Below are 18,487 nucleotides of genomic sequence, written 5' to 3' on the forward strand. Positions count from 1 at the left end.
CCATGTGACGGAGAAGCCGGAAGAAAGTCTGGAAGCGCGGCTCAAGCGTCTCGGCGACGACATCAAGTCCAAGAAGCGGGCGGATGTCTCGGAAGGGGCGGATGGGCGCGCCGATGAAAGCCGCAAGGGGTACGCGGCGGCGATGAAGCTTTCGAGCGAATTCATCGCCGGCATCCTGGTCGGGGCGTTTCTGGGCTATCTTTTGGACCACTTTGCGGGTACAGGGCCGTGGGGCATGATCGTCCTCCTGCTACTCGGCTTCTGTGCCGGCGTGTTGAACGTGCTGCGTTCCGCCGGTCTGGTGGCGAAGCCCGACGAGCGGAAGGGCGAGCCGGGCACGGACAAAGAGGATGGCGGCGGCGTCTGATACGTCGCCGGGAAGAACAGGATTTCCGCTCGCGGGCGGGCAAAACGAAAGAGAAGCGCGGTGTCAAACGATCCGACCCACCAGTTCCTGGTCAACAAGATTGTCCCGATCGAGATTGGCGGAATTGACTTTTCCTTCACCAATGCGTCGCTGTTCATGGTCGCGACCGTGGGTGCGGCCGCGGGCTTCCTCTATCTGACGACGTCGCAGCGTGGGCTGATCCCGACGCGCATGCAGTCGGTTTCGGAAATGTCCTACGAATTCATCGCCTCGATGCTTCGCGAGGGCGCCGGCAGTCACGGGATGAAATTCTTCCCGATGGTCTTCTCGCTGTTCATGTTCATCCTGACGGCGAACCTGCTCGGCATGGTCCCCTATTTCTTCACCGTCACCAGCCAGATCATCGTCACCTTCGCGCTTGCGGTCTTCGTGATCGGCACCGTCCTTCTCTACGGCTTCTACAAGCACGGCTTCGGCTTCCTCAAGCTGTTCGTGCCGCAAGGCGTGCCGGGCGCGCTTCTGCCGCTTGTCGTCTCGATCGAAATCATTTCATTCCTTTCCCGTCCGATCAGCCTCTCGGTCCGTCTTTTCGCCAACATGCTGGCGGGCCACATCACGCTGAAGGTCTTCGCAGGCTTCGTCGCATCGCTCAGCGCTTTTGGAGCGCTCGGCATCGGCGGCGCGATCCTGCCGCTCATCATGACCGTCGCCCTCACCGGTCTTGAATTCCTTGTCGCCTTCCTCCAGGCCTATGTCTTTGCGGTGCTGACCTGCATGTACCTCAACGATGCGGTCCACCCCGGAGGCCACTAAGGAATAAACAGTCGCTGGTTTCCGGTCGGCTTGCCGCCGGAAGCGCAAATCCTAAGCCGCAACACCATTTCGAAGGAGTCAATCATGGAAGCGGAAGCAGCAAAGTACATCGGTGCAGGTCTTGCATGCCTTGGTATGGCCGGCACGGCTCTCGGCCTCGGCAACATCTTCGGCAGCTACCTGTCCGGCGCTCTGCGCAATCCGTCGGCAGCTGACGGCCAGTTCGGCCGCCTCGTATTCGGCTTCGCCGTTACGGAAGCTCTGGGCATCTTCTCGCTGCTCATTGCACTCCTCCTCCTCTTCGCCGTCTGATATCGGCAGAAGTTTTGGCCGCGGCCCGTCGGGCCGCGGCCGCGCATATTCTTGAGTGCACCTGGAGGTGAGCATGTTTGTGACCGAGGCATATGCCCAGTCATCCACCACCGAAGGCGCCGAAGCACACGATGCCGCTGCGGCCGGTGAGGTGCACACCGAAACGGGTGTGGCCCACGAAGGCGAGCATGGCTCCGGCGTGTTCCCGCCCTTCGATTCGACCCATTTCGCTTCGCAGCTTCTTTGGCTCGCGATTACGTTCGGGCTTTTCTATCTCCTGATGTCGAAAGTCATCATCCCCCGCATTGGCGGTATCCTCGAGACGCGCCATGACCGAATCGCTCAGGACCTCGACGAGGCATCTCGTCTGAAGGGCGAGGCCGATGCGGCCATCGCCGCCTACGAGCAGGAACTGGCAGGCGCAAGGGCGAAAGGCCATTCGATTGCGGACACCGCACGCGAAGCTGCCAAGACGAAGGCCAAAGCCGATCGCGACGGTGTGGAAGCCGAACTCGCGAAGAAGATTGCCGCCGCAGAGGCGCGCATTGGCGACATCAAGTCAAAAGCGCTTGCCGATGTCGGCGCCATCGCCGAGGAAACTGCAACGGCCGTGGTCAAGCAATTGATCGGCGGAACCGTCACCAAGGCCGAGATCGCTGCGGCGTTCAAGGCTTCGGCCGGCAACTGAGGATAAGAGAACAATGGCTCTTGATGCGACTTTCTATGCCCTCGTAGGCCTTATTCTCTTCTTTGCCCTCATCGCCTATCTCAAGGTTCCGGGCATGGTCGGCAAGGCACTCGACGCCCGCGCCGACAAGATCAGCAACGAACTGGCGGAAGCGAAGCGTCTGCGCGAGGAAGCGCAGAGCCTCGTTGCCGAATATCAGCGCAAGCGCAAGGATGCCGAGGCGGAAGCCGCGAGCATCGTCGCCGCTGCCCAGCGCGAAGCAGAGATGCTGACGGCGGAAGCAAGGCAGAAGACCGAAGAATATGTCGCGCGCCGCACGGCACTTTCCGAACAGAAGATCAAGCAGGCCGAAAGCGATGCGATCAATGCGGTTCGTGCTGCTGCCGTAGACCTGGCAATCAGCGCAGCCGAGAAAGTGATCGCGAGCAAGGCCGACGCAGGTGCTCAGGAGTCGCTCTTCAAGAAGGCGCTCGGCGAGGTCAAGTCGCGCCTGAACTGAGAGTCGGTTCGACCGAGATTCAAGGGCCCCGCTTCGGCGGGGTTTTTTCGTTGCGCGCATGGGAGGTTGTCTCCGACATCCCCCGGTCGGGTTCAGCGGTTGTGATCGTGTCGACCAAGCCCTTGCCGGGAGGGACGCTCATGCCTACAGCGTGGATCAGGGCGGCGGAGCCGCTTTGCGCGGCGCGGAAGAAAGCTTCCGGTTTACGCCCCCGATCAAGGGCCAAGGCCGGCGTCGACTACAATTGTCGGAACGGGCGGAAGCTCATGCGGTGCAGGGAGCAGGGGCCGTGGCTTTCGATCGCGGTGCGATGCTTCACCGTCGCATAGCCCGCGTGATGGGCAAAGCCGTAGAGGGGAAAGGTTGCATCGGCCCTGGCCATCATCCGGTCGCGGGTGACTTTGGCAACGATCGATGCGGCGGCGATCGACACCGAGCGGCTGTCGCCTTTGACGATGGCCTTGGCGTGACAGGTAAGCCCGGGAGGGACGTCGCGGCCGTCGACGAGAACGATGCGGGCCGCCAGCTCCAGGCCATGAATGGCGCGGCGCATCGCATCGAGGCTGGCTTTCAGTATGTCGGTCGTATCGATGCGGGCCGACGAGGACGAGGCGATCGAGACCGTCGCCGTCGCCAGAATCTCCTCGAACAACGCCTCGCGCTGCTCCGCGCTCAAGAGCTTGCTATCGTTGAGGCCCGCCGGGATCGCCTCCGGATTGAGGATGACAGCCGCAGCGACGACAGGGCCCGCGAGCGGACCACGCCCGGCCTCGTCGGCGCCCGCCACCGGCCAGAGACCGTCGCGCTGCGCCGCGCGTTCGAACGCGAAATCCGGAACGGCCGGCGGAAGAGGGAAAAGAGGGGAATCGGGCTGTTTGCTGCGTGTCATGCGGGCGACATTGGCATACTCGCCCGATTCCCTTCAAGCCCCCGGCTCGGTTTGCGGCGGTTGCCGGGGAAGACCAGCACCGCCCCCGAGGCAAAGGGCGGACACTGGAAGTTCTAAGGCACATCGGCGGTCGAGATCGCGACGTTTTTTCAATCTCCGGTGCGATGGCCTGTCGAAAATGTCTGCATCAAAGCAGCGACAGTTGAACCCCCATCCCGAGCGGCGGCACGAAGAGATCGCTGCGCAATTGCCGGCGCGTCAGATTGAGGCCGAGCCGCTTGGCGGCAAGCTCGAACCGACGGCCGATCTGCCAGGCGTAAGGTCCGCTGCCCTTCATTCGTTTACCGAACTCGGCATCGTAATCCTTGCCGCCGCGCATGGAACGGATGAGCGACATGACATGCCGGTAGCGGTCCGGATAGTTTCTGAGAAGCCAATCACGGAACAGGGGGCTCACCTCCAGCGGAAGCCGGAGGAGGACGTAGCTCGCATCCGACGCGCCGGCCGTCTTCGCCGAATCGAGCACGCGCTCGATCTCGTGGTCGTTCAGCGCCGGAATGATCGGCGCGACCAGAACGCCAGCGGGAATGCCGGCTTCGGAAATTGCGCGTAGCGCCTCCAGCCGCTTGGTGGGCGTCGACGCGCGCGGCTCCATGCTGCGCGCCAGTTTCCGGTCGAGCGTGGTTACGGAAATCCCGACCCGGGCAAGCCCCTTTTCCGCCATCGGCGCCAGCAAGTCGATGTCGCGCGTCACCATGGCCGATTTGGTAACGATCATGACCGGATGATTGGCGTCCTTGAGCACCTCCAGGATCTGGCGCATGATCCGCCATTCCTTTTCGATCGGCTGATAGGGATCGGTATTTGTGCCGATCGCGATGGGACGGAGCTTATAGTCCGGCTTCGCCAGTTCGCGCTCGAGAAGACGTGGCGCGTCCGGCTTGGCGAAGAGCTTGGCTTCGAAATCGAGCCCTGCCGAGAGCCCCATATAGGCGTGCGTAGGCCGCGCGAAGCAGTAGATGCAGCCGTGCTCGCAGCCACGATAGGGATTGATCGATCGGTCGAAAGATATATCGGGAGAATCGTTGCGCGTGATCGCGGTCTTCGGCTTTTCTATCTGGACCTCGGTCTTGAACGGCGGCAGCTCCTCGAGGGTTTGCCACCCGTCATCGAAGACTTCGCGCGTCATCGGCTCGAAGCGTCCGGAGATGTTGAGGGCGGCACCGCGGCCGCGCCGACGATCGACGTCGATTCTGATGCCGGTTCCGGCGACGAGGGCCTCCGCCACATCCGCGCTGTTGCCGGGCGCATAGATGCCCTGCTTGAGTTGAGACAGATCGTTCATCTAAACCTCCCGGAACCATGCTCGGTTCGCTTGGTGCTGATTATTTTCCTAGCGCAGAAGATGGAACAAATCAAGAACAAATATTCAGCACAGGTCCGTGATCATCCCGCACCCTGTGCGGAACGGCGCTTGTAGCAATCTGCGCTGCGATGCGGTAGGAACGGCTATGCTGACGGTCATCATGGAAACGAAGGACAACGAAGCGGAGCTCGCGCAGACGCTCTCGGCGCTCGTTGCCGGTGCGGTGGAAGGGCTCGTCAGCGATGTCATAATCCTGGACCACGGATCGACCGACGGCTCTCCCAGGATCGCGGATGCGGCCGGCTGCCGCTTCTGCCTCGACTGGGATCTCGGCGATGTCCTTCGTTCGGCCCGCGGCGAGTGGCTGATGCTGCTGGAGCCTGGTGCCCGCCCCATCGGCCGCTGGGTGGATGAACTGGCCGAATACGTCTCTTTGAACAGGAGCCCGGCGCAGTTTTCTCCCTCGCGAATGCATAAGCGCCCGCTTCTCAAGCGCCTGGCGCACAGGTCGCCGCCGCTGGAGTCCGGATTTCTGATGCCGAAGGGTGATGCAGTCGCGGCTGCGCGCGGCAACATGCCGCTCAGCGGCCTTACGAGCGGACGAGCTGCCCGCAAACTTGCGACCGAGCTCGTCCCAGCTTGGGTCGCAATGGGGAACCGGTCGACCGGTGAACGGCATCGGACGCCTGATTCCAAGATGTGAGCTTGCGATAGGTTGTCCATTCGCCCCCCGACCGAGGTGTCGGAGGGACCCGAATGGCATCGTCGTCAGAGCGAGCGGACTGCAAGCGAGTTCAATTGCCAGGCCGAGTCGATCGAAATGTCGATGCTGACGTCATTGAGGAGTGCCCAGATGCGATCAGCCACGCCGACATAGATCCAGAGCTCGCGGCCAGCGGGGAAGGCCATCTCGGTGAAGAGGTTGATGATTCTTCGTTCCCCAGGAACGGCCTGGATTGAGGTGCCGGGGAAGCTCTCGCCATCGCCGCTGCAGTCGAGGCCCGAGGCGAACCACTGGTCGCTCACCTCGTTCGCCGGTTCGACATCCTCCCAGTTCCAGAACACAGCCAACACGAGGCGGCCGCGCGTCGTCGCGTGAAAGTCGGACCACCCGAACTCGTCGTAGGTCGAAATGTGATGGCGGCAGATGAGGGCCGACAGGTCGGCCTTGACTTGCAGTATCCCGGTGCGAAGCGTCTTGAACGGCACGAGATAGCCGTTCTCCCGATAGGCACAGAGAAGATCCACGTCGGAGGCATAGCTGTTGCGGGCGATCAGTTTCGATCCAAACCGGCCGGCACAGTCCAGATAGGAACTGTTCTCCACGATTGCTCCGTCGCCGGTTGCCTGATTCTGATCGAGTCTGTCCCAGCAACCTCCAAAGGGAGGGAGAAACAGCTTTTCCTTGTCCGGATCGGGCGCGACGTACACGATCGGTGGCTGTTTGAAGATGTCGGTCACGCTGCCGACCACCGTTTCGTGGCGGTGGAAGGCTTCAGGGCTCTTCACCAACGCGCCGACGTCGCTATAGGCGCGCTTATGAAGCCGTTTGAGCGCGTTCAGATCAAGGTCGGCATTCCTGGCCTCCACGAACGACCTGTATCGAAGACCGGGGCCGCGCGGATCATCCCGCAAGCCCGACCTTGCAACATTCTTGATCCTGTCGCGCAGTTCAGGTGCAATGATATGCCGTCGCTGCTCCGCGAAGGACTGGCGCAATGCGTTCAGCCTGTCCACCGTTGCCTGCCATTCATCCTTCCGCCGCCTTTCGTAGAGCGCCCGCAGCCCCAGCGGAATCTCGGCCTCAGGCCAATCCGTTTTCGAATATGTATGCTCTGCCGTTCCCATGACCTCCTCCTTACCCGCGCGGGGTCGCGGCGCGGAGCCTCGAGGGGCGCGCCTGCGTCGTTAGTGAAAACCGGGAAAAGGGGCTCCGAGGCGGTAAACAGGAATGGGGTTTCTCCGGCGACGAGAAGCCGTCATATGCCGGTGGCAGCCCCGAGCTGAGCCTCTTCTCCGAAGCAAGAATGGGGCGTACCTTGCGGTACCCCCCAAAGTGGCTCTCAAATGACCTTGTTTATGCAAATAATCGTCTGTGAAAATGTCTTGCCATGCAGGCCCACCGTTGCGAACGGGCAGCACGTCGTAGCCTTCTCTCTTTTCCCGATATTGCCCCAGAAAAGAGGCCGGACATTCGCTCGAAGCAATTAAACGGTGCTTGCCTTGCCCGCTTCGAGCCAAGCCGACGAAGGCAAACTAACGGGATTCTGGGCGCTGGGCTGTTCCAAACGGAACACGAATTTCGTCAGCCGCGCTTCAGGTGCTCGTCGAGTCTCGGCATGATCTCGACGAAATTGCACGGCATGTGCCGGTAATCGAGTTGCTGCTTCAGGATTTCGTCCCAGGCATCCTTGCAGGCACCGGGGGATCCGGGCAGGACGAAGATGAACGTCGCGTTGGCGACCCCGCCCGTGGCTCGCGACTGGATCGTCGACGTGCCGATCTTCTCGTAAGAGATCCGGTGGAACACCTCCGAAAAGCCATCCATGCGTTTCTCGAAGAGCGGCTCCAGCGCTTCCGGCGTCACGTCGCGGCCCGTGAAGCCGGTGCCCCCGGTGGTGATGACGACGTCGATCGCGGCATCGAGCGTCCAGGCCTTTACCTGTCCGTAGATCTTCTCGCGCTCGTCGGGAACGATTGTCCGCGCCTCGAGCCGGTGGCCGGCCTCCCGTATTCTTGCTTCGAGCACATCGCCGGACTTGTCGTCCGCGCGTGTGCGCGTGTCCGAGACCGTGAGCACGGCGATGCCGATGGGAATGAAGGGGCGTCTTTCATCGAGGCCGGGCATTTGGCGTTATCCTGATTTTCCCGCGGTTCGCGTCGCCTGAACGTACCATCGCGGGTGGTCGGCGGAAATGGTCTCAGCGGCACGCTCGGCGCTTTTCGTCCCCGTGAACAGTCCGAAGCAGGTGGCGCCTGAGCCGGACATCCGCACGAGCGCGGCGCCTGCATCGTGCAGTGCGTTCGAGACGGTTTCGATCATCGGCTCGTGCGCACGTGCCGGCGGCTCCAGATCGTTCCGCATGGCCGCCATGGCCGTCAGCCATTCGGCAGTCGAGCGGGCATCCTCAGGCAAGACCAGCGCAGGATTGGTCTTCCTGACGAGCGATCGGAAGATAACCGGCGTGGAGACCGCGACGAGGGGGTTGACGAGGACGACGTCGAAGGGCGGCAGCTCGGGAAAAGGCGTGATCTCTTCGCCGATGCCTCTCGCGACGAGGGGGCCTCGGTCGAGACACATCGGAACGTCCGCGCCGAGCTGCAGCGCAAGGCTGTCGAGCCTTGCCGCTTCGACGGTCGCGCCCCAGAGCGACAGCAGCCCGCGCAGAGTCGCGGCGGCATCGGCCGAGCCGCCGCCGATCCCCGATGCTATCGGCAGGTTCTTCTCGAGATGCAGATGAACCGGGCCGGCCATTCCACCCTGCGCCGAAAGCTCGCGCCGCAACAGGTCCCGGGCGCAAAGCACGAGATTACCACCATTGCCCTCGGATGAAAGGTCGGTGGCGAAGCGGCCCGACACCGTGAAACGGTCCCTTTCCGCCGCGGTCAGCCCGACCCGGTCGCCACATTCGGCGAAGGTCACCAGGCTTTCCAGCAGATGGTGGCCGTCGGCGCGCTGCCCGACGACGTGCAGCGCGAGATTGATCTTGGCGGGCGCCGCAAAGGTCAGTGCGAAGCCCGGAATGCCGTCTGCCTGCATGTTACGGTCAGGACTTCTTGTCCGGCGCTGTCTCGGTCTTTTTCGGCAGTATTTCCTTGGCATCCGCCGCGGCCGGGACCGGTTCCTTAAGCGGCGGCAGACCGTTTTCGATCTTCGCCTTGATCTTCGGAATTTCCGCTTCCTCGGGCTTCAGTTCCAGCGCCTGATTCCACTGGAACACGGCTTCGAGCTTGCGGCCGACGCGCCAGTAGGCATCGCCGAGGTGGTCGTTGATCGTCGCGTCGCCGGCCATCAGTTCGGCAGCGCGCTCGAGCTCGGTCACAGCCTCGTCGAACCGGTTCATGCGGAAATAGGCCCAGCCGAGCGAGTCGACGATATAGCCGTCGTCGGGCTTGAGCTCGACCGCCTTGCGGATCATCTCAAGCCCGTCCTCGAGGTTGATGTTCATATCGACCCAGGAATAGCCGAGATAGTTCAGAACCTGCGGCTGATCCGGGTTGAGCTCCAGTGCCTTGCGAAAGTTCGGCTCGGCCTTTTCCCAGAGCTTCTGGCGTTCGTAGGCAATGCCGCGCTGGAAGAAGACGGTCCAGTCGCTCCGCTTCGGCACGGGGCCGATCGCGGCGACCGCACGGTCGTAAAGCTCGCCCATCTCCTTGTAGTCCTTGGCGTCGGAAAGCACGCTGCCATAGGCGAGATAGTTGCGGATGTTCTTGGGATCGACGTCGATCAGCCCTTTGAGATGCTTTTTCGCCTCGTCTACCTTGCCGATGCCGGCGAGGCTGAGGCCAAGCTGAAGTTCGGAAAGGCGGCGCATCGGCGAGCTCTCCGGCACGCTCTTGTAAAGCGCTATCGCCTCTTCCGGCTTTTTGAGGTTTTCGGCGATGCCGCCGAGCATCACGAGAATATCGGCGCTTTCCGGGTCGAGCCGACGCGCCGTCTGAAGGTAGAGCGAAACGATGTCTTCCGCGCCTTCGCGGTTGAGCGCGCCACCGATCGAAAAGAGAACGGCGGCCGCACCCTGCACGGCGTTGCGTACCTGCTGCTCCTGCGGCTTCCCTTCCTCGACACTCTTCCTCAGCGCCTCGAGCGGAGTGTAGTTGTTGACGAGGCTTTCGCCGACAGCGATTGTATCCAACGCCTTCTGCTTGTTGCCTTCGCGCGCTTCGAATCGCGCCAGCGCCTCGACGGCCCGCATGAAAGTGTCGGGCGCGGCGCCGCCGCCTTCTCGGTCAAGAATGGCGTCGTTGAGCCGGGCGCGCGCCGTCGTCTTGTCGCCGGCCGCAAGCGCAATCGCCCCCGCATGATAGTTCCTGAAGATCCGGAACCATTCCGGGCCATCCAAATTCTTGATCTGCGCCAGCGCTTCCTTCGGTCGGCCCTGGCCGAACTTGGCCCAGGCGGAAAGCAGCGAGCTCATCAGCCGGTCGAGATCGTTCGGACCGTCGTAGTTCAAGAGCTTTTGCGCGTTGCGGTATTCTCGCTTGCGGATGGCTTCGATCGCGCGGACCACCGTGGTGATCCTTTCGACGGCGGGATCCGATTTCAGCTCTTCGGCGATCTTGGCGCCTTCATCGAACTTGCCGCTCATCAGCAGCGTGATCATCAGCCGCTGCTTGACATCGTTATTGCCGGGCTCGAACCTGAGTGCGGTGCGATAGAGTTCGGTTGCCGCCGCAAAGTCGCGATCGACGTCTGCCGTGCGCGCCGCAAGGAATGCGCCGGCAAAGGTGTTGACGCTCCTGATATCGAAAGGCTCGGCGTCTTCGACCGGCGCCTTCTCCTCGGCAAAAGCCTGCTGGTTGCCGGTCACCGTTGCAAGAACCAGCATTGCCGCGCCGCTGAGAAGGCGAAGGAATGTATTCTGCCGCATATCAAACCTTTCATTGCCGGTGGTACGATTCGAGACGCCACCGCTGGTTGGCCCGGAGCCGATTGGAAATCGGGCGCAAGTCTTCAAGAATAGAATGGCTTTTTTGGCGCAGCGCGGCAAGAAAATCCTCCGGAGAGGTCTTCGTCCGCCGCTGCTGTGGCGCCGGGTCCCGTGCCGGAAGCGTAAGCCTCGCGGCAACACTTTGAATTGCTGCTTGTTTCTGCCCTTGGATCGGCCGCGATGCAAGGAAACATGAAGTGGCTCAGCTTACCCGATCGATGCAGAAATCGATCACCTCGACGAGCGCCGATTTCCATGGGGAAGCCGGCAGCGGCGCGAGCGCGTCGCGGGCGATCGTGCCGTAGTGTTTGGCACGGGCGATCGTATCCGTAAGCCCGCCGTAGCGACGGATGAGACCCAGCGCCTTTTCGAGATTTGCCGCGTCGCTTGCGCCGCCCTCGATCGCCTCGCGCCAGAACGCCCGGTCTTGCGGCGTGCCGCGGCGATAGGAGAGAATGACCGGCAGCGTGATCTTGCCTTCGCGAAAATCGTCTCCGACATTCTTGCCGAGATCGCTCGACGTTCCGCCATAGTCGAGAACGTCGTCGACCAGCTGGAAGGCAAGGCCGAGATTGGTGCCGTAGGACTTCAGCGCGTTGCGGTCGGCTTTGCTTCCGCCTGCGACGATCGGCCCGACCTCGGAGGCGGCGGCGAAGAGGGCCGCTGTCTTGGCGCGGATGACCTGCAGATAGTCGTCCTCGGTCGTCTCCATGTTCTTGGCGACCGAAAGCTGCAGGACCTCGCCCTCCGCGATCACCGATGCGGCGGTCGAAAGGACGTCGAGCGCATCGATCGAGCCGACGTCGACCATCATGCGGAAAGCCTGCCCGAGCAGGAAATCGCCGACGAGCACGCTTGCCTGATTGCCCCAGATCGTCCGCGCCGTCGATTTGCCGCGCCTCAGATCGCTCTCGTCGACCACGTCGTCGTGCAAAAGGGTCGCCGTGTGCATGAACTCGACGCTGGTCGCGAGCTTGATGTGACCATCGCCCTCGTAGCCGAACATCGAAGCGGCTGCGAGGGTCAGCATCGGCCGGAGCCGTTTGCCGCCCGAGGAAATCAGGTGGTTGGCGACTTCCGGGATCATCTGGACGTCGGAACCCGCCTTGGAAAGAATGAGCTGGTTGACCCGCTCCATGTCGGACAGCGTCAGGTCGACAAGCGGCTTCACAGATGCCTGTTTGTTTTTATTGTCTTCCAGCGGTATCACTACGCCCAACGCCCGGACTCCTGTTTCGTTGCGGGTTCGACAATAGAAAGAGGGGCTTCGGGCGGCAAGAGGCGAATTGTCCCGCCCGCAGCTTTAAGACAGGAAAATAGAGCCGGATGAAAGAGCTGATCCGCACCAATGATGCCGTCCTTCTTTCCTTTGCGGAAAGCCTGATGAAGGATGCCGGGATCGGATGCTTCATCGCCGATCAGGACATGAGCATACTCGAAGGATCGCTCGGCCTCCTGCCGCGGCGCTTCCTGGTCGCCGAGGACGATGCCAACCGGGCGCGGCGCATTCTGATCGATGCGGGCCTTGAACGGGAGTTGCGGCAATGATCGGCTGCGGCCCTTCCGCGAGGCGGAAAGCGGCATGACGGGAATTCCGGAGACGGTGGATGCTTTCCACCGCGGCAGGTTCCACCTGATCCAGCCTCTGGGTCAGGGGCATCGTTCGGGAATGGATGCGATGCTGGTCGCATCCCTCGTTTCCTGCCGCAGCGCGTGCCGCGTCGCCGATCTCGGCGCCGGCGCCGGTGCGGCCGGCCTGGCCGTCGCGTCGCGGATCGAGGAGGCCGAAGTGCTGCTGGTCGAGCGTTCGCCGGTCATGGCGGATTTTGCGCGCCGCAGCCTCGCATTGCCTGAGAACGCGCATCTTGCCGGCCGGGTCTCGGTGCTCGAAGCCGATGTCGCGCTGAGCGGCAAGGCGCGCGCGGCCGCGGGTCTCCCGGACGACACATTCGACCACGTGATCATGAACCCACCCTTCAACGACGCCGCGGATCGCAGGACGCCCGACCGGCTGAAGGCGGAGGCCCATGCAATGAGCGGCGACCTGTTCGAAGCGTGGATCAAAACGGCCGGAGCAATCATGAAGCCGGGCGGGCAGCTTTCCCTGATCGCCCGGCCCGAATCGATCGCCGGGATCATCGAAGCCTGCGGCCGCCGCTTCGGCGGCATAGAGATCACCCCGCTTCTGCCGCGGGCAGGCGAAAATGCCGTGCGCATCCTCGTATCCGCGATCAAGCAGAGCCGCAAGCGGCTGGCGCTGCGCGCGCCGCTCGTGATGCACGGGGAGGGCCACCGGTTCTCGCCCGAGGTCGACGATCTCAACAACGGCCGCGCGGCCTATCATCGCCGATGATTAACCGTAAGCAGGGCATTGCGTTTGCGACGCCAATGCATACATGCACGACGACGATTTGGATTGCTGCATGTCTTTGTTCTTAAATCGGCTAGGATTTAAGAAGATATGCAGAGATTGCAGCGGGCAGGAGTTGAAATGGCCGGATTCTTCAGAAAGCTGATGCCGAAGCGCTTCCGCAGGGATGGTGTGACGATTCCGGCGATCAGGCTGCATGGCGCAATCATGGCCGGCGGCAGCCCGCTGCGCCCGGCTCTCAATCTTGCGACGGTTGCGCCGCTGCTCGAAAAGGCCTTCTCCGTCAAAGAGGCCCCGGCCGTTGCCATCTCCATCAACTCTCCGGGCGGTTCGCCGGTGCAGTCCCGTCTTATCTATCAGCGCATCCGCGATCTCGCGCAGGAGAAGAGGAAGCGCGTGCTGATCTTCGTCGAGGACGTGGCGGCGTCCGGTGGTTACATGATCGCACTGGCCGGCGATGAGATCATCGCCGATCCGACCTCGATCGTCGGCTCGATCGGCGTCGTTTCGGGCGGCTTCGGCTTCCCCGATCTCCTGAAGAAGATCGGCGTCGAGAGACGGGTCTACACGGCGGGCGAAAACAAGGTGGTTCTCGATCCTTTCCAGCCGGAGAAGGAGCGTGACATCGAATTTCTCAAAGGCCTGCAGCTCGAGATCCACGACATCTTCATCCAGATGGTCAAGAGCAGGCGCGGTTCGCTCCTGGCCGACCATCCCGATCTTTTCTCGGGGCTGTTCTGGACGGGGCAACGTGGCCAGGAACTCGGCCTGGTCGACGCTCTCGGCGACATGCGGGGCGAGGTGAAGAAGCGCTATGGAGAAAAAGCGCGGCTGGAGCTGATCCAGCCGGCCCGAAGCCTCTTCGGGCGACGTCAGCCCGGGGCAGCCGTAGCCGGAGCAATCGCGGGGCCGCTCGTCGCAACGGCGGCTGCAGGTCTTGTCGACGCCGTCGAGGAACGGGCGCTCTGGGCGCGTTTCGGTCTTTGAATCGGCCCTGTTCCTTGCGTGAGCGTGTGTTTTTGAAGAACGGTCTCGCGGCAGCATCTGGCCAGTACCGCATGAGCGCGCTAACACTGCGATTTGCTGCATTCCCTCGCGCCACCGTTCCATCGGAGGGAAATGCAGAGGAGGAACCATGCCGCAGATCATCCTGCTTCTGATTATCGCCGTCATCGCCTGGATCGGCTATCGCAAGTTCGTCGCAGACGCCGAGAAGCTGACGCGTCAGCGTGAGCGCCTGCGCCGGCAGCGCGAGACTGGCGCAAACGGCACGCTCGTCAAGGACGCCGAGACCGGCGAGTACCGCCTGAAGCGCGACGACGAGTGAGGCTGCCTGACCGAATACCGGCGGGTGAAGGCGCTTGACCCTCGCCCTGCGGCATGGCACCTGTCCCCGCAAATCTTGACGAATTCGGACCCGGATCCCATGACGATTGCACCCCTCCCGGACCACATGAACCCGAAGCGCTCCTTTCAGGCTCTGATCCTGACGCTGCACAACTATTGGGCCGACAAGGGTTGCGCCGTGCTTCAGCCCTACGACATGGAGGTCGGCGCAGGCACGTTCCATCCGGCGACGACCCTCAGGGCGCTCGGGCCGAAGCCATGGCGCGCGGCCTATGTGCAGCCGTCGAGGCGCCCGACCGACGGTCGCTACGGCGAAAATCCCAACCGGCTGCAGCACTATTACCAGTATCAGGTGATCTTGAAGCCCAACCCTTCCAATCTGCAGGAGCTTTATCTCGGCTCGCTCGAGGCGATCGGCCTCGATCCGCTGCTGCACGATATCCGTTTTGTCGAGGATGACTGGGAGAGCCCGACGCTCGGCGCCTGGGGCCTCGGCTGGGAATGCTGGTGCGATGGCATGGAAGTGTCGCAGTTCACCTATTTCCAGCAGGTTTGCGGCATCGAATGCTCTCCGGTTTCCGGCGAACTGACCTACGGCCTCGAGCGCCTGGCGATGTATGTCCAGGGCGTCGACAATGTCTACGACCTCAACTTCAACGGCCGCGAGGGCGCCGAGAAGATCAGCTATGGCGATGTCTTTCTGCAGGCGGAGCAGGAATATTCGCGGCACAATTTCGAATACGCCAACACGGCGATGCTGCATCAGCATTTCATCGATGCGGAAAAGGAATGCCTGGCGTTGCTGGCCGCCGGTGCGCCTGATGACTCCAGCAACAACCGCCTGCACAAATGCGTCTTCCCCGCCTATGACCAGTGCATCAAGGCGAGCCACGTCTTCAATCTTCTGGATGCCCGGGGCGTGATTTCGGTAACCGAGCGCCAGAGCTACATCCTGCGCGTGCGTACGCTCGCGAAAGCCTGCGGCGAAGCCTTCCTGCTGACCGAGGCCGGCGGCGCCAACTGGAACAGGGAAGCGGCCTGATCAGGAGGTCGCAGAGGTCCTCCGGCCGCATGGCGGGGCAAGCGGGTCCGATCGCTGCGAGCAGATGTGCTCGCTCCCGTCGAGCCGCCACTTCGGCGCCGGCGCTCTGACGCTCGACAACTCGCCGGCATAGATTTGCAGCGCGCGGCGCACACCGCTCGGCCTTTCGATCGGACCCGCGCTTGCATGGGTCGCGAAAAGGGCGGCAAAGGCGATCACGTTGATGAAGCTCACGGGGGTGTTCATGGCGGCACTAAGCGTTGAGGTTGTTCGATGGATAGACTATCGAGCATCCGCCGACGCGTTGCCGTTACCGGTGGAACAGCCTGAGGCTGCAGACGTCGGCACCACCCGTTCGGCAGGGGCTGGGGGCGGTCTTGTGATCGGCCGCTGTAGAACTTTGAATTGCTGACAGGTTTGTTCTTGAATCGAATAGAATTTAAGAAAACATGCAGTAGGATCGCCGTGATCCAAAGGAGGGTTTGATGATCGGGCTGGCAATTGGCGTCGCCGTTATTCTTTATCTCGTCTTCGTCTATAACGGCCTCGTCAAGGCGCGGCAGATGGCCGAGGAGGCCTGGTCCGGCATCGACGTGCAGTTGAAGCGGCGCGCCGATCTCATCCCGAATCTGATCGAGACGGTGAAGGGTTACGCCGCTCACGAGAAGTCGACGCTCGAGGAGGTCGTTACACTGCGCAACCGGGCTCAGGCGGTGCCGGAAGGCGATGTCGCGGCGCGGGCCGCGGCCGAAGGCGCGCTTTCGCAGGCGCTTGGCCGCGTCTTCGCGCTGGCCGAATCCTATCCGGACCTGAAGGCCAACGAGAATTTCGCAGAACTCCAGCGTTCGTTGGAAACGATCGAGGGCGAGATCCAAATGTCCCGGCGCTACTACAACGGCGCAGCGCGCGATCTCAACGTCAAGGTCGAGAGCTTCCCGTCGAACCTGATCGCCAACGCCTTCCGCTTCGTCAAGGCCAGTTATTTCGAGATCACCAACGAGGCGGACCGCGCGGTTCCCTCGGTCAAGTTCTAGATCAATTTCACTGAATCAATAAAACGATCTATCGGTTCGAAACCGCGCACTTCCGGACGGAAAACCGTTAAATACTTCTCTGGAAGTGCTCCGGTGGGCCTGAAAAAGGGAAATCCCGATGAGGCGGCTTTTCGCGGCGCTTGCGCTCGTCACCTTCGTTCTTGCAGCGCCGCTCGTCGCGGCGGCGGAAGAGTTCATCTCCGCCTACCATTCGGTCATAGAGGTCGCGAAAGACGGCACGCTCACGGTCACCGAGACCATCACGGCGAATGTCGAAGGCAACCGTATCCGGCGCGGCATCTACCGCGACTTTCCGCTGACCTTCGTCGACGAGCGCGGTGGCCGCAGCAAGGTCGACTTCAACCTTCTCTCCGTCGAGCGGGACGGCGACGAAGAGGAATACCGCACGGAATCGATCAGCGGCGGCATCCGCATCTATACGGGAAGCGCCGACGTGCTCCTGCCGCATGGCGAACACATCTTTCAGATCACCTACGAGACGAGCCGGCAGATCCGCTTCTTCGACGACCACGACGAGCTCTATTGGAACGTGACCGGAACCGAATGGGCATTCCCGATCGAGGAGGCGACCGCCACCGTCACCTTGCCGAAGGGCGTGAAGGCGGAGGCGCTCGATGTCTTTACCGGCGGCTACGGCGCGACCGAAAAGGATGCGCGCGCGGTGGAGGAGGGCGACGAGATCTTCTTCGCGACCACGCGCCGACTGCGCCCGCAGGAGGGATTGACCGTCGCGATCAAGCTGCCCAAGGGCAGCATCGAACGGCCGACCGCCTCCCAGGAAAATATCTGGTGGCTGCGCGATCACATGACTCTGGTCATCGCCGGGTCCGGCCTCCTCCTCGTCCTGCTCTATTACGGGCGCGCCTGGGTGCGTGTCGGCCGCGACCCGGCCCGCGGCGTCATGGTCCCGCGCTGGGACCCTCCGCACGGCGTCTCGCCCGCGCTCGTCAACTATATCGATAACAAGGGCTTTTCCGGCGAAGGATGGACAGCGCTTTCCGCGGCGGCGCTCAACCTTGCGGTCAAGGGGCATGTCATCCTCGAAGACCTGAAGAAGGCGGTCGTCATCACCGCCACGGGCAAGAACGGCGAGAAGCTGCCGACCGGCGAAGCGGCCTTGATGAAAGCGGTGGACGCGGCCGGCGGCAAGCTCACCATCGACAGGGCGAACGGCAAGAAGATAGAGGCGGCGGGCTCCGGCTTCCGCAGCGCGATGGAGCGCGAGCATCGCGGCAAGTATTACCGCGCCAATACCGGATACGTGGTTGGCGGCATCGTACTTTCCGTCGCCACTCTCGCGGCGCTGTTCGTCTTCGGTGACCTGAGCGAGGACAGCGTTCCTTTCGTCATCGTCCCGGTCTTCCTCGCCGTCTTCATTTCCGCCTTCGCCGTTTCGGTCGGTAAATCGCTCCGGCGCGGCTCGAGTCTCGCACGCCGCATTCTGTCGATCGTCGTGCTTGCCTTCATCGGCTTCGTGCTGTTCACGGTTTTCTCGAGCATTCTCGCCGCGCTCGTCTTTTCGGCCAGCGATCCGGGCGACCTGCCGCTGTTCTTCGCGATCGGTGGCATCGTCCTCGTCAACGGGCTTTTCTATTACCTCATGGGCGCGCCGACGCCGCTCGGCACGCGCATGATGGATGGCATCGACGGACTCAGGCAATATCTTACGCTCGCCGAGAAAGACCGTCTGAACATGCAGGGCGCGCCGGAAATGTCGCCGCGGCATTTCGAGACCCTGCTCCCCTATGCCGTCGCGCTCGGTGTGGAAAAGCCCTGGAGCGAGACCTTCGAGCGTTGGCTGCTTGCGGCTTCGGCGGGCGCGGCGGCAGCCGCCTATCAGCCGAGCTGGTATCACGGCGACAGCTTCGGGCCTGGATCCTTCACCGACACGATCGGCGGTTTCGCCGGTTCGATGGCGGATACGATGACGTCTTCCTTGCCGCCGCCTGCGAAGAGTTCGTCCTCGGGCTTTTCTTCCGGCGGCGGATTTTCCGGCGGTGGCGGTGGGGGCGGTGGCGGTGGCGGCTGGTGACGGCGGATTTCCTCGCCGGCCGTGATGACATTTTCGCCAGAGCTTGCTAAGTCCG

21 protein-coding genes are annotated in these 18,487 nt (G+C 62.5%); 13 read left to right on the forward strand and 8 right to left on the reverse strand.

The genetic code is table 11. From position 1 onward, the window contains the following. Positions 1-4: 4 nt before the first annotated feature. From AC5J09_RS16290 to AC5J09_RS16310, 5 genes are all read left to right on the forward strand, one after another. Positions 5-367, forward strand: coding sequence for an AtpZ/AtpI family protein (locus AC5J09_RS16290; RefSeq protein ID WP_275596670.1), 363 nt, complete (start codon positions 5-7; stop codon positions 365-367). Positions 368-427: 60 nt separating this feature from the next. After that, positions 428-1,180, forward strand: a complete 753-nt coding sequence (locus tag AC5J09_RS16295) for a F0F1 ATP synthase subunit A (RefSeq protein WP_018094382.1) — start codon at positions 428-430, stop codon at positions 1,178-1,180. Between the two features lie 84 nt (positions 1,181-1,264). Beyond that, positions 1,265-1,492, forward strand: coding sequence for a F0F1 ATP synthase subunit C (locus tag AC5J09_RS16300; RefSeq protein WP_003533642.1), 228 nt, complete (start codon positions 1,265-1,267; stop codon positions 1,490-1,492). Positions 1,493-1,565: 73 nt separating this feature from the next. Next, positions 1,566-2,180 (forward strand): F0F1 ATP synthase subunit B, encoded by a 615-nt coding sequence (locus AC5J09_RS16305; protein ID WP_275596669.1) that lies wholly within the window; start codon positions 1,566-1,568, stop codon positions 2,178-2,180. Between the two features lie 13 nt (positions 2,181-2,193). Next, on the forward strand, positions 2,194-2,679 hold the full coding sequence (locus AC5J09_RS16310) for a F0F1 ATP synthase subunit B (protein WP_018094384.1): 486 nt from the start codon (positions 2,194-2,196) through the stop codon (positions 2,677-2,679). 238 nt (positions 2,680-2,917) lie between these two features. On the opposite strand, the gene rnhB is transcribed toward AC5J09_RS16310, so the two are convergent. Together rnhB and AC5J09_RS16320 are read right to left on the reverse strand one after the other, a co-directional pair. After that, positions 2,918-3,568: a ribonuclease HII gene (gene rnhB, locus AC5J09_RS16315; protein WP_494298011.1), complete on the reverse strand. Its 651-nt coding sequence runs from the start codon at positions 3,566-3,568 to the stop codon at positions 2,918-2,920. 187 nt (positions 3,569-3,755) lie between these two features. Beyond that, positions 3,756-4,913, reverse strand: coding sequence for a PA0069 family radical SAM protein (locus AC5J09_RS16320; protein ID WP_494298012.1), 1,158 nt, complete (start codon positions 4,911-4,913; stop codon positions 3,756-3,758). 166 nt (positions 4,914-5,079) lie between these two features. Here AC5J09_RS16320 and AC5J09_RS16325 point away from each other — a divergent pair, with 166 nt between their 5' ends. Then, a complete protein-coding gene (locus tag AC5J09_RS16325) occupies positions 5,080-5,637 on the forward strand; it encodes a glycosyltransferase family protein (protein ID WP_411921947.1) in 558 nt (185 codons plus the stop codon). Between the two features lie 65 nt (positions 5,638-5,702). On the opposite strand, the gene AC5J09_RS16330 is transcribed toward AC5J09_RS16325, so the two are convergent. From AC5J09_RS16330 to AC5J09_RS16350, 5 genes are all read right to left on the reverse strand, one after another. Then, a complete protein-coding gene (locus AC5J09_RS16330; RefSeq protein ID WP_494298013.1) occupies positions 5,703-6,782 on the reverse strand; it encodes a hypothetical protein in 1,080 nt (359 codons plus the stop codon). Between the two features lie 457 nt (positions 6,783-7,239). Further along, a complete protein-coding gene (gene moaB / locus AC5J09_RS16335; protein WP_018094389.1) occupies positions 7,240-7,782 on the reverse strand; it encodes a molybdenum cofactor biosynthesis protein B in 543 nt (180 codons plus the stop codon). A 6-nt stretch (positions 7,783-7,788) separates the two neighbouring features. Next, positions 7,789-8,694, reverse strand: coding sequence for a 4-(cytidine 5'-diphospho)-2-C-methyl-D-erythritol kinase (locus tag AC5J09_RS16340; protein WP_494298014.1), 906 nt, complete (start codon positions 8,692-8,694; stop codon positions 7,789-7,791). 7 nt (positions 8,695-8,701) lie between these two features. Then, on the reverse strand, positions 8,702-10,525 hold the full coding sequence (locus tag AC5J09_RS16345; protein ID WP_100669241.1) for a tetratricopeptide repeat protein: 1,824 nt from the start codon (positions 10,523-10,525) through the stop codon (positions 8,702-8,704). A gap of 262 nt (positions 10,526-10,787) precedes the next feature. Beyond that, positions 10,788-11,804 carry a polyprenyl synthetase family protein gene (locus AC5J09_RS16350; protein WP_010968861.1) on the reverse strand — a complete coding sequence of 339 codons (1,017 nt, stop codon included), beginning with the start codon at positions 11,802-11,804 and terminating at the stop codon, positions 10,788-10,790. Positions 11,805-11,911: 107 nt separating this feature from the next. Between AC5J09_RS16350 and AC5J09_RS16355 the strand changes: the two genes are divergently transcribed. The 5 genes from AC5J09_RS16355 (at position 11,912) to AC5J09_RS16375 (ending at position 15,345) form a co-directional block, all read left to right on the forward strand. Then, positions 11,912-12,133 (forward strand): putative signal transducing protein, encoded by a 222-nt coding sequence (locus AC5J09_RS16355; protein ID WP_100669239.1) that lies wholly within the window; start codon positions 11,912-11,914, stop codon positions 12,131-12,133. Positions 12,134-12,167: 34 nt separating this feature from the next. Continuing rightward, entirely contained in the window at positions 12,168-12,938 is a 771-nt protein-coding gene (locus AC5J09_RS16360) for a tRNA1(Val) (adenine(37)-N6)-methyltransferase (RefSeq protein ID WP_324763026.1), read from the forward strand. Between the two features lie 138 nt (positions 12,939-13,076). Further along, on the forward strand, positions 13,077-13,943 hold the full coding sequence (locus AC5J09_RS16365; RefSeq protein WP_102761391.1) for a S49 family peptidase: 867 nt from the start codon (positions 13,077-13,079) through the stop codon (positions 13,941-13,943). A gap of 148 nt (positions 13,944-14,091) precedes the next feature. Further along, positions 14,092-14,283 carry a hypothetical protein gene (locus AC5J09_RS16370; protein WP_018094395.1) on the forward strand — a complete coding sequence of 64 codons (192 nt, stop codon included), beginning with the start codon at positions 14,092-14,094 and terminating at the stop codon, positions 14,281-14,283. 99 nt (positions 14,284-14,382) lie between these two features. After that, the gene (locus AC5J09_RS16375) at positions 14,383-15,345 is read left to right on the forward strand and encodes a glycine--tRNA ligase subunit alpha (RefSeq protein WP_018094396.1); all 963 of its coding nucleotides are present in this window, start codon (positions 14,383-14,385) and stop codon (positions 15,343-15,345) included. Here AC5J09_RS16375 and AC5J09_RS16380 read toward each other — a convergent pair whose 3' ends face one another. Continuing rightward, positions 15,346-15,591 (reverse strand): hypothetical protein, encoded by a 246-nt coding sequence (locus AC5J09_RS16380; RefSeq protein WP_345774906.1) that lies wholly within the window; start codon positions 15,589-15,591, stop codon positions 15,346-15,348. Between the two features lie 239 nt (positions 15,592-15,830). On the opposite strand from AC5J09_RS16380, the gene AC5J09_RS16385 reads away from it, so the two are divergent. Together AC5J09_RS16385 and AC5J09_RS16390 are read left to right on the forward strand one after the other, a co-directional pair. Next, positions 15,831-16,379, forward strand: a complete 549-nt coding sequence (locus tag AC5J09_RS16385) for a LemA family protein (RefSeq protein ID WP_018094398.1) — start codon at positions 15,831-15,833, stop codon at positions 16,377-16,379. A 118-nt stretch (positions 16,380-16,497) separates the two neighbouring features. Further along, a complete protein-coding gene (locus tag AC5J09_RS16390) occupies positions 16,498-18,432 on the forward strand; it encodes a DUF2207 domain-containing protein (RefSeq protein ID WP_494298015.1) in 1,935 nt (644 codons plus the stop codon). Positions 18,433-18,487 lie beyond the last annotated feature (55 nt).

The organism is Sinorhizobium sp., from assembly GCF_059070375.1.

Bases quoted from the DNA above. Each gene is read 5' to 3' on its own strand.
- AC5J09_RS16300 (WP_003533642.1), top strand. From the start codon at position 1,265: ATGGAAGCGGAAGCAGCAAAGTACATCGGTGCAGGTCTTGCATGCCTT.
- AC5J09_RS16305 (WP_275596669.1), top strand. From the start codon at position 1,566: ATGTTTGTGACCGAGGCATATGCCCAGTCATCCACCACCGAAGGCGCC.
- AC5J09_RS16310 (WP_018094384.1), top strand. From the start codon at position 2,194: ATGGCTCTTGATGCGACTTTCTATGCCCTCGTAGGCCTTATTCTCTTC.
- rnhB (WP_494298011.1), bottom strand. From the start codon at position 3,568: ATGACACGCAGCAAACAGCCCGATTCCCCTCTTTTCCCTCTTCCGCCG.
- AC5J09_RS16320 (WP_494298012.1), bottom strand. From the start codon at position 4,913: ATGAACGATCTGTCTCAACTCAAGCAGGGCATCTATGCGCCCGGCAAC.
- AC5J09_RS16325 (WP_411921947.1), top strand. From the start codon at position 5,080: ATGCTGACGGTCATCATGGAAACGAAGGACAACGAAGCGGAGCTCGCG.
- AC5J09_RS16330 (WP_494298013.1), bottom strand. From the start codon at position 6,782: ATGGGAACGGCAGAGCATACATATTCGAAAACGGATTGGCCTGAGGCC.
- moaB (WP_018094389.1), bottom strand. From the start codon at position 7,782: ATGCCCGGCCTCGATGAAAGACGCCCCTTCATTCCCATCGGCATCGCC.
- AC5J09_RS16340 (WP_494298014.1), bottom strand. From the start codon at position 8,694: ATGCAGGCAGACGGCATTCCGGGCTTCGCACTGACCTTTGCGGCGCCC.
- AC5J09_RS16345 (WP_100669241.1), bottom strand. From the start codon at position 10,525: ATGCGGCAGAATACATTCCTTCGCCTTCTCAGCGGCGCGGCAATGCTG.
- AC5J09_RS16355 (WP_100669239.1), top strand. From the start codon at position 11,912: ATGAAAGAGCTGATCCGCACCAATGATGCCGTCCTTCTTTCCTTTGCG.
- AC5J09_RS16360 (WP_324763026.1), top strand. From the start codon at position 12,168: ATGACGGGAATTCCGGAGACGGTGGATGCTTTCCACCGCGGCAGGTTC.
- AC5J09_RS16365 (WP_102761391.1), top strand. From the start codon at position 13,077: ATGGCCGGATTCTTCAGAAAGCTGATGCCGAAGCGCTTCCGCAGGGAT.
- AC5J09_RS16370 (WP_018094395.1), top strand. From the start codon at position 14,092: ATGCCGCAGATCATCCTGCTTCTGATTATCGCCGTCATCGCCTGGATC.
- AC5J09_RS16375 (WP_018094396.1), top strand. From the start codon at position 14,383: ATGACGATTGCACCCCTCCCGGACCACATGAACCCGAAGCGCTCCTTT.
- AC5J09_RS16380 (WP_345774906.1), bottom strand. From the start codon at position 15,591: ATGAACACCCCCGTGAGCTTCATCAACGTGATCGCCTTTGCCGCCCTT.
- AC5J09_RS16385 (WP_018094398.1), top strand. From the start codon at position 15,831: ATGATCGGGCTGGCAATTGGCGTCGCCGTTATTCTTTATCTCGTCTTC.
- AC5J09_RS16390 (WP_494298015.1), top strand. From the start codon at position 16,498: ATGAGGCGGCTTTTCGCGGCGCTTGCGCTCGTCACCTTCGTTCTTGCA.